The 13,660-nt window shown below is 32.0% G+C and carries 11 protein-coding genes; all 11 read right to left on the bottom strand.

From position 1 onward, the window contains the following. Nucleotides 1-33: 33 nt before the first annotated feature. Nucleotides 34-981 (bottom strand): beta-1,6-N-acetylglucosaminyltransferase, encoded by a 948-nt coding sequence (locus tag DB520_RS20865; protein ID WP_114751717.1) that lies wholly within the window; start codon nucleotides 979-981, stop codon nucleotides 34-36. Between the two features lie 5 nt (nucleotides 982-986). Next, nucleotides 987-2,096, bottom strand: a complete 1,110-nt coding sequence (locus tag DB520_RS20860; protein WP_114751716.1) for a glycosyltransferase — start codon at nucleotides 2,094-2,096, stop codon at nucleotides 987-989. A gap of 278 nt (nucleotides 2,097-2,374) precedes the next feature. After that, nucleotides 2,375-3,124 (bottom strand): WecB/TagA/CpsF family glycosyltransferase, encoded by a 750-nt coding sequence (locus DB520_RS20855; protein ID WP_198675404.1) that lies wholly within the window; start codon nucleotides 3,122-3,124, stop codon nucleotides 2,375-2,377. Between the two features lie 348 nt (nucleotides 3,125-3,472). Then, entirely contained in the window at nucleotides 3,473-4,600 is a 1,128-nt protein-coding gene (locus tag DB520_RS20850) for a glycosyltransferase family 4 protein (protein ID WP_114751715.1), read from the bottom strand. 6 nt (nucleotides 4,601-4,606) lie between these two features. Continuing rightward, on the bottom strand, nucleotides 4,607-5,920 hold the full coding sequence (locus DB520_RS20845) for a glycosyltransferase family protein (RefSeq protein ID WP_114751714.1): 1,314 nt from the start codon (nucleotides 5,918-5,920) through the stop codon (nucleotides 4,607-4,609). A gap of 14 nt (nucleotides 5,921-5,934) precedes the next feature. Beyond that, entirely contained in the window at nucleotides 5,935-7,188 is a 1,254-nt protein-coding gene (locus tag DB520_RS20840) for an oligosaccharide repeat unit polymerase (RefSeq protein ID WP_114751713.1), read from the bottom strand. Further along, nucleotides 7,157-7,843, bottom strand: a complete 687-nt coding sequence (locus DB520_RS20835; RefSeq protein WP_114751712.1) for a CatB-related O-acetyltransferase — start codon at nucleotides 7,841-7,843, stop codon at nucleotides 7,157-7,159. Before DB520_RS20835 ends, DB520_RS20840 begins: the two co-directional genes overlap by 32 nt. Next, on the bottom strand, nucleotides 7,843-9,213 hold the full coding sequence (locus DB520_RS20830) for an oligosaccharide flippase family protein (protein WP_114751711.1): 1,371 nt from the start codon (nucleotides 9,211-9,213) through the stop codon (nucleotides 7,843-7,845). Before DB520_RS20830 ends, DB520_RS20835 begins: the two co-directional genes overlap by 1 nt. Nucleotides 9,214-9,234: 21 nt before the next feature. Beyond that, on the bottom strand, nucleotides 9,235-11,628 hold the full coding sequence (locus DB520_RS20825) for a GumC family protein (protein ID WP_114751710.1): 2,394 nt from the start codon (nucleotides 11,626-11,628) through the stop codon (nucleotides 9,235-9,237). Between the two features lie 2 nt (nucleotides 11,629-11,630). After that, nucleotides 11,631-12,437: a polysaccharide biosynthesis/export family protein gene (locus tag DB520_RS20820; protein ID WP_114751709.1), complete on the bottom strand. Its 807-nt coding sequence runs from the start codon at nucleotides 12,435-12,437 to the stop codon at nucleotides 11,631-11,633. A 307-nt stretch (nucleotides 12,438-12,744) separates the two neighbouring features. Continuing rightward, entirely contained in the window at nucleotides 12,745-13,440 is a 696-nt protein-coding gene (locus DB520_RS20815) for a sugar transferase (protein WP_114751708.1), read from the bottom strand. Between the last annotated feature and the right edge of the window lie 220 nt (nucleotides 13,441-13,660).

The raw sequence follows: 13,660 nt of genomic DNA, 5'->3' as shown, positions 1-13,660 counted from the left end.
CCTTTTACAGTGTACAATTAAACCAATAAAAAACTATTCCTGGGCAGTATCAATATTTGTTGAGGGCTTATTTTTGCGAACTGACCCTTTGCTTAGGAATTTTTCTTTTATTCTTTTGACAAGAGAAGCCCCATCACTCGATCTGATTTTTCTGACAAAAAACTGATTACTATTGGTAACTTGTTCCCAATCATCCAGCGTAAACCATTTTGCCAATGAGGGATCTATCAAGTGGAGGTTTGCAAATTGCCAAGTCCCCACAAAACGAAATTCCTGAACTCCACCAGATGCTTCTAAAAACTGGGAATTGCCAACAATCGTATGGAAAAAATGCTCATCCGGAGCAAAGGTACGCTTGTTCATTTCATAAAACCATGGATTTTCCAAGTGGTATTGCAGGATGTATTTACAACATGCAGGTGTTAAAGCCCACCAAGAACTCCCGAAATAGGGGATAACCTCCTTTTTCCATTCATTTTTAAATTTCAAGGACCTCAGCCCCTTTCTAATCACTTTATCCAATATAATTAAAATGCTATTCGTCGAGTAGAACAACGGCTCTTTATAATTATTATAATTCAGGTGGTTCATGTAATGATCGGTACTTTCCCTCATATCAATGAACTTGATAAATTCCTTTTCTCTCCGTGATGATAAAAATTCCCTTAACTCACTAATTGGTTTAAGTGGATAGTCGGAACCTGAAATGCTCAACAGATGAAGGTAATTATTTTTACTATTAATAGCAGCACGAATTAGTTCAATTTGGGCATCTACTATTGAGATCCCTCCCCAAGAAACTTTAAATCTATTTTGAATAAAAGTTACATTGTTGTCTTTTATTAAATTAGTAAAATTCTGAATATTTGACTTTTTGTCGATATGAATATAAATATCATTATCGACCCCTAGGGCGTTTACAAGTTCCTTCAAGTGTTGAGGATCACTATGAGCTAAAATCAAAAATGCAATTTTTTCCATTATGACTAGTATGATTTAATTTTTCTGAAAATTTTATTCACCTGTGTTGAAAAATGGTTTATGTTTATTGATTTGGATTTTCTTTTAGCATTTTCTCCCATCACATCGTACCTTTCTCTGAGTTGAATCATCTCTTTCAATTTATTTCTCCAGCCTTCCACACTGTTATCCTTCACCCACAATCCGAATTCTTCCCTTTCGATGTCAATGTCAACAAAATTATGATGAGTCATGATTACAGGCTTTCCAATTGCTATTGCATCCAGTAGTACAGTAAGGCCATAGGTATTTCCAATAGGTATAACTTCTTTTTTTAATGGAATAATGATAAATTCAGATTTTTTATAGTATTCAATTAAACTATTGTAGGGAGTCCACTCTGTAATAATTTGTACATTGTGTGGAATATTGTCAATATTTGATACACATTCAGGTTTAGTATGAATCCTTAGATCAATATCCAGGCCTTCAAATGCCTCAATAAGCATTTCGAAATCCCTATCTGAGGTTCCTGCACAAATTGCATATGGTTTCTGTTTCTCTTTCACCAAATGACCTGAAGGTTTATAATTAGAATAGAATTCAATATCTGGACCCCACATGGCATAATGAAATTTTCCTTCTGAATCAATATTTTGACCTTTAAATTCCTTTTTGAAAACTTCAAGTAAATTAAGGCTAAAAAAAATGAAATAATCATAATTGAAAATTGCATTATAATTCACTTTATCAATAAAGCTTTTCTTTTTGAAATAATGAAAAAAATTCTGATGAACCAAGACTGCTATAGGAATTTTTATAATACCCAATTGTTTTAGCATCATTAATAACCTGGTATTTGAAAGAGGGTAAGGGAAGTATAAAATATCATATTTTCTAATCTTGAACAATAACCTTATTTGTTGATCTAGAAAGGGGATTTTTATTTTATCACCCAATTTGTTAAGCCATATGTATTTCTGATGCTTTAACACATCAACTTCCATGTCATCAAACTTATTTAATTCTACTAATCCCATTAAGTAATGACTAGGACCGACTTTGTTTATATAATCTTCATTAATTTTATCGAATGAATATGAATTGGCCAATAAAATTTTTATTTTTTTCCTCATGGAATATAAGATTATAATTACTAATTTATAAAAGTGATTTCAAATTCCATTATATATTATTTCAACTTTCGATTCACTTTTAAAAATTTTGTTATTAGATTGTTGCCAAATAATAATTAACGTAATTCCAAATTTGATAAAATGCCTCTCCTACTTACAAAATTAAAATGCCTCACATACGGCATACTTGCAAATATACGATTATTGACTAGAAAGGTAAGCATACGCATCCCCTTATGCCGAATCTAGAGTCCTTTCGTTTTTGCCTACTTGTAGTTTTATTGGACTTGATGTTGTAGTTTCATCTTAGAGAATTTAAGCTTAATCAGAGTGCCAATGAATTTTGGTCCATAGTATAAATATCTTCTCCACATTCGTTTTGGCTCTTTAATCAATCGAATCAGCCATTCCAACCCCAGATCAATCCAAAATTGGTCAGGTCTCGAAATGGTTTCTGCAAAAAAATCAAATACAGCTCCTATGCTAACAATTATTTTTGCATCAACGGCGTGTTTGTTGTTATATGCCCACTTTTCCTGTTTAGGAGCCGTCATTCCAATGAAAAGGATATCTGGTTGGAATTTGTTTATTTCATTGGTTATTTTTTGATTATCGTCATCCGAAAATTCCTTTTTAAAAGGAGGGGAGTAGAAACCAGTTTCTATTCCAGGATAATCTGTTCTTATCCTTTTTTCAATTTTATCTAAAGTCTTCGGAGTTGATCCTAAGAAAAAGCATTTTGCCTTGGATTTATTGGCCTTATTCAACAGGTGAAAAAAAACATCTTCCCCTGCTATTTTTTTTACTTTCTCCCCTTCAATCCAATCAAGAAGCTTTACAATGCCTATGCCATCGGGCAAAAGCACATCTGAATGTAATAATACATGTTTAAATTCCTTGTCCTGTTCTGCTAAACAAAATGAGTATTGGTTAATCGTATTTATCAGGAGTTTTTGTTTTACCGGTAGTCGGTCCAAGTTTTCTTTGAAAACTGAATATGGGAAATTAGCTGTTTTAATCATGTTCATAGTATTAAAAATTGTTTTTACAAAATACATAAAAAATAATTTAAAACACAAGAAAATGTATTTAAAAAATCCTTTTAAAATTGTGTTTTTCTCAACAATCCATTTGAATACCGGAATTAAAAAATAAAGGTTTACTTGGATATCTTAGCCCACCTCTTTTCCTGAATGGGAGATAAGAAATTGCCACTTGCGTAGGATTCAATTGAATTTTTTTACCTTCCGAGTTTTGGGATCTGGATATTTGAATTTGTTTGAACTTCCAAGTTCCTAGATGGAATTTTATTTCCCTAAATGCTTAACACTAATAAAATAAAAAAATAGTTGGATAATATTTAAAGTTTTCAAATTTTATGATCTGTATAGTTTAGTTATTTTTTTGGCAATATTTGTCCAAGAATATTTTTCTTTTGCATATTGGGTAATATTGTTTCTCTGATTTTCGGAATAGATTATTTTTTCTGAAACAATTTGATCCAGGCAATCCCTTAAACTTGTGGGACTATTTGCCTGGAAGGTAGTACCAGTTTTTCCTTCTACTATATCTTCCGGAAATCCCCCTATATTTGCTGCGATTACGGGTATTCCATATGCATAGGACATAAATAACACCCCACTCTGGCTAGCCTCTTTATATGGGATAATAGTGTAATCTGAAGACATAAAACAATACTCCATCTCATCTTCTGAAACATGTTTTAATATAAACTTAAAACTTTCTTGTTCACACCTTCTTTTTAAAGATTCAAATTTCTCACTATAGCTTTCAATTATTCTTCCAGCTACTAAAATTAAAATCTCATTTTTAGGGCCCAATTTATTTACGGCGTCTACAATAATATCAAACCCTTTATAATCTGAAAACCGACCGAAAAATAAAAAAATAATTTTGGATTCTGGAAGTTCCAGATTTCTTCTTGCTACTAATTTATTAATTTCTGGTTTCAAATTTACCTCATATACACCATGAGGAATTACTTCTATTTTATTAGGTTTTATATTGAAGAGACTGCAAATTTCATTTTTTATGTATTCTGTATGTACTACAATTTTACTCTGTACATTATATATTATTTTATATTTTATTTTTTGTGTATAGTTATACTGATTATGGGGTAAAATATTGTGTGCAGTATATATCGATTTTTTTTGTAAAGATCTTATTAGCAATGGAACGAAGATGCCTTCAAAAATATCAAATCTCAACCATTGAATATGTATACATTTCGAATCAGTACGAAGTAGATAGTTTATTAATTTGAAATAGTATTTTATTATTCTATTCGCTTTTTCTATAAATTTTGAATTTGGGTTATGGTCTCCCCGTAAGTTTATCAACTTGGTGTTTTCACCTAACCTATCTTTCTCATATATGTCCGATCCTATAAAATCTAGTTCTTCTACCTCTTCCGACAAGGATTTCACTAAATTATGTATGTAATCCTCTTGAAATCCATTTGCAATTATAGTAACCTTCATTTTTCGCTAAATTGTAGACTCTAAAATAGATTTGAACTTATTTCTAACAATAGTTGCATTATGGTATTTTTCTACTACCTCCTTAGCTTTATTAGTAATGTCCCGTCTTTCCTCCTCATTAACAATCAAATCTTTAAGAGCTTTAGCCAATTCCTTTTTGTCATCCTTCGTGACAATTTTTGCACAATAATGTTTTTCGGCGTATTTTACCAATGCTGTGTCTTCGGGTGAAAAAATTATTACTGGACTTCCACTGGCAAAATATTCAGGAGCCTTGGTTGGCATACTGAATTTAATAAATGCTTGAGATTTAGATTGAAAATCATAGGGTAAGATAAGGAAATCACTTTTACTAAATACCTTTGGTAAGTTTTCGTATTCTACGAAACTGTTATGTTTTATTGATTTATAATTGCCTATCCATTTCGGCTTAGCCGCAGATTGGATCACAAAATAAAGTTTATGTCCATGTTCTTTATTTACTAATTCCACTGCTTCAGCAATTTTTTTGAGGGAACTGTCTATCCCTATACCGATTCTTCCCGCGTAAAGTAATACCATTTCTTTACCCAAACTGTAATCCTTTCTTTCCGACTTTTTCCAAAATTCAATATCTATAGGGTTATGAAAAGGAATGAATTTTTTGCCATATTTTTTCTCATATACCTCGCCCATGTAATCACTTATTCCTAAGCAAACCTTACTTCCATGAATTATTTCCCTAAACTCTGTTTGAATTTTTTTATGCCAATATTTTCCCAATACCCCTTCTTTTAAAACTTTTGAGGGCCAGTCGTCCATCATGTGAAAAACAAATGGTATCTCTTTGAACTTATCTTGAAGTTTTTTGCATAAAATTATTCCATTTCTTGACGTTGCTTGTACATAAATAATATCAGGATTAAAATCCTTAATCCAATTTATTAATTGTTCAGACAATATTGGATAAGAAACAGCGTGATAAATCCCAATAAATTCTAATAAAGGGTAAAAATAATTCATAATTAAATTTACTCTAAAGCTCGAAGGACTTGAAAATTGTTCACTAGTTGACGAATCTAGTTTTTTGATTTCAACTTGACCTGAGTAATGCTTTGCTTTTAATAAGTTAAAGGGGAACATCCATTTATGTTCTATACTTCCTAATTGATAATATTTATCACAAATGGATATATCTGTATTTTCATTTATCAGAAAGGATGAACTTACCACTGCTAACGATTCTTTGCTCCACCCTTTGAAAAGGTTTGATAAAGTTATTCCACCTCCCGTTTCTGAATTAAAGGGTTGTCCGACAATTAAAACTTTAGGATTTTTCATCAATTAAAAATTAATTATTCGTTAAATGCATTGATTATTTTACGATCTGAAAGATTTCTAAAGTCATTTGAATAGCCAATTCCTATGCAAATCCAAAATATCAAATAATTTAAATCCGCATTATATACGTTTAGTGGATATAAACTTAATATCCATAAAATGATCCAAATTCCTGCCACTTTAGAATATTGATTTTTTGACTTAAAAAGGGCTAACCATGCGGCTGGAATTGCTATTATCAGAATTAATGCTAATTGTATAATGCCCCCTTTCAGGATTATATTTAAGTAATCTGTTTCTATCATTGATCGGTATCCTGTAGAGTCATTTATATCAATATTTGGACACCAATACCTACCATTTATTCCTCTTCCAATTATCCAATCTACTTGGTTGAAATCCTTTTTAAAGGCTTCCTCTACCCCTGACCTTGTGTCCGTTGTTCCTCTTTCCATTAATTTTTGAAGAAAGCTATCTTTACTTTGTCGAATAAAATCCTGAGCATATACTCCAATTATAACGAATAGTAGCATTGATACCAGAACTACTAGTGGCTTTTTGTTAGTGTTTATAAATAATATTATTCCGAAAACTATTAAGTTTATGGCTGAGAATAGGGAAATTGCTCTTCTTGCGTTATATATGCCGATTAATAATGTGATTATAACCGCAATTATCAATCCTATGTTTTTTATTTTTTTATTATATGCATATAATAAAAGAGAAAATCCAGCTGGTATACTTAATTCTTGCGTAAAAACCTCAAATACAAATTTTTCTTTAACATTAATTTCATAATGGGTCAAGATAATGTCTAAGTAGTTAGCTACTAATACAATATATATAATTGCAAAGAATAAAGTAATGTTGAATAACCTGGAATAGAACTTTAAATTTTTAGGAATTAATAGTATTAATGGAAAAAAATACTTTGGCAACTGTGAAAATATTATTGTTTTTATGTTGCTATAATTATATTCTAATCCATGAAATAAAATAAATATTACCCATATAAAATAAAAAAATAGGCATGTGGCTAAAAAATCATTTTTTACTTTAGCATGGATTAATTGATAACACACATAAACTAATACCAGTATAGATACTGTTTGGAATAGTTGTACTATTCGTATAGCAGCACCATCCCATACGATTGACAATGCAGATCCTATACAATAAATTGATATGCAAATCCAGAATATTTTTAGATTATATTCCAGTTCATTTATAAATTTTTTATTTATTAATAGAGATGTTTGTTGATTCATCTAGGTTTTCTGATTTTATAAATTCTTCTATGTCGTAGAAATACTTATGAACATTTCTTAACGTTTTTTCGTCTTTATTCCACCATTTTATTTCAAGTAGTTGATCAATAATATCTTTTGGATACCTATATTTTATTATCTTAATTGGGCATCCTACGGCAATTGCATATGGTGGTATGTTCTTACTTACTACTGCACCTGCTCCTATAATTGCACCATCATGGATCTTGACCCCATCAATAATAGTTACGTTAGCGCCAATGAATACATCATTTCCAATAATTATTTTTTCTTTGTCTTTGTATATTTTTTTTTCCGAATAGGTGAATCCAGTTTGTTTATCGGTTGAATAAAACACCGGTGAAGTAGAAACTCCATTTGTTGGATGTAAACCCCATCCTGATACAAGGTTTGGGCCTATGGAACAATACTTGCCTATAATCGTGTTGTATATACTTGCATTTTTTGATATATAGGTTCCCTCTCCAATTTCTGTATCTCTTATTATGTGGTTTCCATGAATTTTAGTTTTTTCATGAATTTTACATTCATCTGCATTGTTCCCAACGTTACCCCAGTGAATACAATCAGTTTTTGCCGAGTATTTTAAAAGGGCAAGTATATTTTTATAGAAATTTAAGAGGAATTTTTTCATTATCTTATCCAGATTCCTTTAGCTGTCTTATTAATTATTTTTTTCGTTTGTATAGATAATACTATGCCCAATGTACCGTAGATTATAACGTTTGTGATTACTATTCCCTCTGTTCCAAATAACTTACCCATTGCAATTGCTAATGGTATATTTATAAGTGCCGTGACACATACTAATATTAATTGCAGCTTTATTTTTCCTATACCGTTTAGGAAAAATACATAGATAGTTTGAAAATTTGTTGCTCCTACATATAAAGTCATTACTAAGGAAAGGGAAAATGGTATCTTCACCTTATCTCCTATCCATAAATCATAAAGTATCGGGGAAAGGAATAATAACACTATTGAGGCAAGTAAGAATGCCAACCAAACCATTTTTAGTTTTTTTATGGTCCCCTTAATCCATTCTATTTCATTTTTCACGTATGCATCAGTGAATGCTGACCATAAAGGTGTAGCCACAATTCCAAATCCCATTGTTACTACCGAAAACAATTTTAATGCTATATTGTATGGGGTTACTTGTTCTGGACCAAACAACTGGGTTATTATAATATTATTTGTACTAAATAAAATTATTGCTCCTATTTGTAAAATAAAAAATTTTATTCCTAATCCCATTAGGTCTCTTGAGAGAGAGAAATCTATACTTTTTATATTTGGTGCAAATGCTTTATACTTTCCGCCATAAAGGTAAATGCTTGATGCTAGAAGTATTATTACTGGGCTTGCGCTTAAAGCTATACCTAGATAAATCAAACTTCCACTAGTCGTTTTGGTTAGAGTGAAAATTACAATTAATGATAAACAGCTTGCTAGTAAATTAAATAGAGAACCTTTTGCTGGCTCTTGATTTGCAGTTAAAATTGTAGTTAGTAATTTTAAAACAAACTCTAGACAGAAAAAAGTAAAAACAAATAATACTAAGACACTCAACTGACCACTTAACTCTGGGGGTGTATTTAATAAGGTAGACCATTCTAGGAATGGATTTATTAAAAAGAACAATATTAGTACGATTCCAATAATAGCTGATAGTATAGCATATGTCGTGCTAACATATTTCTTGGCTAAAGCAAATTGATTTTTAGCAATGCTTTCCGCCAATTTATTTCTAAGTCCATGTCCAAATCCTATATCGAAAAAGCTAAACCAAGCAATAAGGGAACTTAATGTGATCCAAATTCCATATCTTGTTGAATCGACATAGTTGATTGTCATTGGAACCAACATCAGGCTAATGAGTATACTGGTACCCTTTATTAAAAAGGATGCCAGTATATTCTTTTTAGCCTTAACACTTCTTTCATGCCCACTCTTCAGTAATAGTAAAAAATTATTGCATAAAGCAAATACGTATTGTTTCATTTCTTTAAAAATAAATGACTTTTACACTTTGACTACGTTGGTTTTTCTTTTAGGTTTTTTACTTCCTTTTACCGTTTTCTGATAATAATCGTATCCGTAGCTCATGTTTACTTTAGCGTCGTTCAAAACGATCATTGGATTCTTTAGTTTCCTTTCCTGATAATTTTCGTTCAGGAACTCTACCATTTCTAAGGAACTATAATTATATCTTAGTATATAAGATGTTAGATCTGCATATCTTGACAGTGAGTATGCATCCGCTATCTGACCTACGGGGGCTGTATCAATTATTATGATGTCATATCTCTCTTTTAGTTGCTCCATGAAAAAATCTACCTTTGCTGATAATATTAGCTCTGCAGGATTTTCGGGGATATCTCCGCACCCTACAATGTCTAATGTTTCGGGTAAATCTTTATGTTTAGTTATTATGTCTTGAAGGGAAATATTATCATCGGATAAATATTCAGATATTCCCAGGCCTTGGTCTATTTTTAAACCATCCAATAAAGCTGGTTTTCTTAGATCAAACTCTAATACGATTACCTTTTTTTGTGTAAGGGCAAAACTTATTGCCAAATTCATGCTAAAGAAGGTTTTTCCTTCACCACTTTTACTAGAGGTAACCAATATGGTTTTAGTTAAAGTATTTGGTAAAGCAAACTGAATGTTTGTTCTTATCAGTCGAAATTGTTCCGCTACAGGGGTTTTTACCGATTCAGTTATATTGATAAAATCCTTATTATTCTTTTTCGAAATTTCCCCAAGTATTGGGATGTTTGTTCGCGAACTAACCTGTTTTTTTAGTTTTATTTTGTTGTCAAATTTAGTTTTCCCATAAACAAAACCTATAGGTATAAATAAACCGAAAAAGACGGAAAAGGCTAATACTAATATTTTATTTGGTTTTACGGGTGTATCCCCAGGTAGCGCAGGGTCAATTATTCTCGAACTGGATACGGTCGTAGCAGCAAGAGAAAGCTCTGCTTCTTCCTTTTTTTGTACCAAATACTGATATTGTTCTTGCTTTATGCTTTGTTGTCTTGATATCTCCAACAATTGTCTCTCAATTGCAGGCACTTTATCAGATTGAACATCCAAATCCGTTGCCCGCGCCATTAAGTTGCGTTGTGCAATATCTACACTTTTCTTAATGTTTTTTATGTTTTCTAGTATTCCCCTTCTTAGGCTTTTTAATTGATCATTTAAATCTACGACCAATGGATGATTTGGCTGATTCGTTCTTAGTAATCTTTCTCTTTGTTTTTGTATATCATTAAACTCATTGATAAGGTTCAATAGGGTTTGATCGTCTATTGAGTGCGAACTTGGCACCGCCTGGTAATCATCCTGTTGCTCAATCAAGTATTCTTCAATGGATATGAGAACATCATATTGAATTGCATATTCTGCCAATTGATTTTTGTACTGGTTAGAATTTTCAGAATATTTTTGGGCATCTGAGCTTATTTCTGTAATTCTGTTGACTTTTTTGAAATTTTCAATTTTTTCTTCTATTTCTCGAATGTCACTAGTTACATTGTTGAGTTGGTTTTCCACAAACTCTAAAGTGTTAGCAGCTGTTTGATTTTTGCTTTTAAGTGCATCTTTATTGTATATTTCCAATAGTTTGTTTAAAACTAGGATACCCTTTTGTGGTACCGGATCTGTAATTGAGATTTCAATGATGCTCGCTAATTTGTTGACTATAAATACATCTACTCTAGAACTGTAGCTGTTAGGAAGGGAATAGGGGTTGTTGAATTTTATGTAGACGGGTGAAGCGAATGGGTTATTTTCAGATTTATTGACAGTAAATATCCCAAAAGGCATAGTTATTTCTTCCCCATATTCATACATAGTCTGGGTTTCTTTTTCATTTTCAAGAATAAAGCCATCCTCACTTTGGGGAATAATTGTGAATTTAGTGGCCAAATCCGGATTAGAAAATGCCAAGGTATCATATTCTATCAATTCTACAACGACAGGTGATTGCTTCCCGAAAATTTCTTTCTTCCTGAAATAGTTTTCATCTGTAAAATAGGACACATTAAAATTCAATTCCTCGAGAGCCCTTTTCATTAAACTCTTGGATTTTAGAATTTCCGCCTCATTTTCCACTGTTTTGGCAGGCTGGTATCCCTCTAAATCGGTGTATACTGCATTTTGCGAAAAATCTGAGCCTCCCATCTGGTTGTGTGTATTACTGGGTACAGCATTCACCAGAATGGTAGTGGAGGTAGCGTACTCTGGGGTTGTTTTTAAGATATAAACATATCCCAACCCAACGAACAAGATAAGACCTAATACATATAAGTACCAGTATCGAAGGTAATTTAAAATTTTAAATTTTATATTACCATTGTCATCAGGATTTGGCACAAAACCGTCCATGAGTTGTTCTGAAATTTTCATAATTATCCTCCTGTTAAAATAAATCTAATATTGAATAGTAAAGCGGTTGTTAACGAAGCTACGACACTTAATATCGTTAGGTTCCTCTGATTTGTCCCTGCTCTGATAGCCTTCATTTTATCCGGCTCTACATACACTACGTCATTTTGCCTTAAATAATAGTATTCCGAATTTAAAAAATCTTTTTTGTTGAGATCCAGTCGAGTAGCTTGTCTCACACCGTTATTTTCCCGAATTATCAAGACATTTTCCCTTTTTCCAAACTCTGTCATATCTCCTGCAAGACCTAATGCCTCCAAAACACTAACCTGATCTGAATTGACAATGAAGGAGGAGGGTGAATTCACTTCGCCAATAACCGTTACCCTAAAATTCATAAATCGCATGTTTACGATCGGATCTTTTACGTGTTCTCTAAGCAAGAATGTTAATTCTTCAATCGCCTCTTCTTTAGTCAAACCTTCCAATTTTATTTTCCCTAATACTGGAAAGTTGATCTCACCGTTTCCATCTACCAGATAGCCATCCATGGGTACCTGGGCTTGAGGATTAGTGTTGGCTAGTTGGGGTGGGTTGTTGTTTTCTCGTGGATTTACAACACCAAGATTGAAAAGAAGGTTCGATTCTGGACTTAAACTGCTAACTGTTATTCTTAAAATGTCATTTTTCTGGATTTTCGGTTTGCTTATATCAGGGATTTCCACGCTATATTGGGAATCCACGTCAATATCGCTGAAGTACACCAAATTTCTTTTGGAACAGCCCACAATCGCTGTTAAAATTAGTAAAATATTAAAGAATCTTCTCATCACTTAGTCTGTATTTATTCCCAAAATCTTTGCTATTGCAAGTAATTTTTTGGCCCCTGTATTTTTATTTGGCCCTTTGATCCGTAACCCTAGTTTGAAGTTTTCAGGTGATAAATTTTATTTCTAAATTTACGGAACATATCTATTTTTTTTAAACAATTAAAAGTGTTTTTTTAGTTGTCAACTAATCTTTTATTTTTTTATTAGGCAAATTTAACCTAAAATAAATTATAAAAAGATTAAATTATAATATTCGCACAAACCCTATGCAAGCCCCACTCCCATGGAGAATTAGCAAAATGTGTTCCTAATATGCATTCGTTTCGCCCAATAACAGTGATCTTGCTGTTAAAACCACTATTTTGATATCTAATAGTAAACAATATTTCTTAGAATAAAACATGTCCAATTTATATCTGGAGTAGATGTCAAAGAAGTCCTTAATCTCTCCTCTAAAGCCTTTACATTGGGCAAGTCCTGTTATACCAGGTTTAACGTAATGCCGACCCATATAATTATCTATGTTTCTGGAAAACTGGCGGTTCATTGGCATTGCATGGGGCCTTGGCCCGACTATGGACATTTCGCCTTTAATCACATTCAGAACTTGTGGCAGTTCGTCCATACTCGTTGCCCTCAAAAATTTGCCTATCCAGGTTACTCTATTATCGTTTTTCGTTGCCTGCTTTATGTCGGCTTCGTCGTTTTCCACCATAGTCCTGAATTTGTAGCAAAGAAAAGGTTTATTGTATTGACCATGTCTCCATTGCTTGAAAAGAACCGGACCTTTGGAACTAAGTTTTATTAACATGGCTATTACTGGGTAAAGCCATGATAAAATAAATATCATAACTAATCCTGAAATAAAAAGATCAAATCCTCTTTTTCCAAACTCGGCGTAAAAACCCGCCTTTGATAAATTTGAGGATTTCCAGCTAGTAACTTTCTTCGCTACTTTTGATTGACTGAGAGCCAGTTTCTCTTTTAACAAAATATTCTCCATCTCTGTGTCCTTTCTATAAAATAATCACACTTACCTTCACCTAATATTGAAAAACAAAATAATATATTTGAAATACATTTTTACAAATATAAAAAATCAAAATGACTTATCAAATTTTTTCACCAAATTGAAAAACAAAAAATTGTATTTGAAAATCACATAACATTATTTCTAATTACGGTATTGCAACCCATTGGATACCATTTTTTGAGGATCCAAG

This window comes from Pleomorphovibrio marinus (assembly GCF_003347495.1).
In the GTDB taxonomy this organism is placed as follows: Bacteria; Bacteroidota; Bacteroidia; order Cytophagales; family Cyclobacteriaceae; genus Pleomorphovibrio; species Pleomorphovibrio marinus.
The sequence above is the reverse complement of the archived record's forward strand: the minus strand, read 5'-3'. Positions and strand labels throughout refer to the sequence as shown.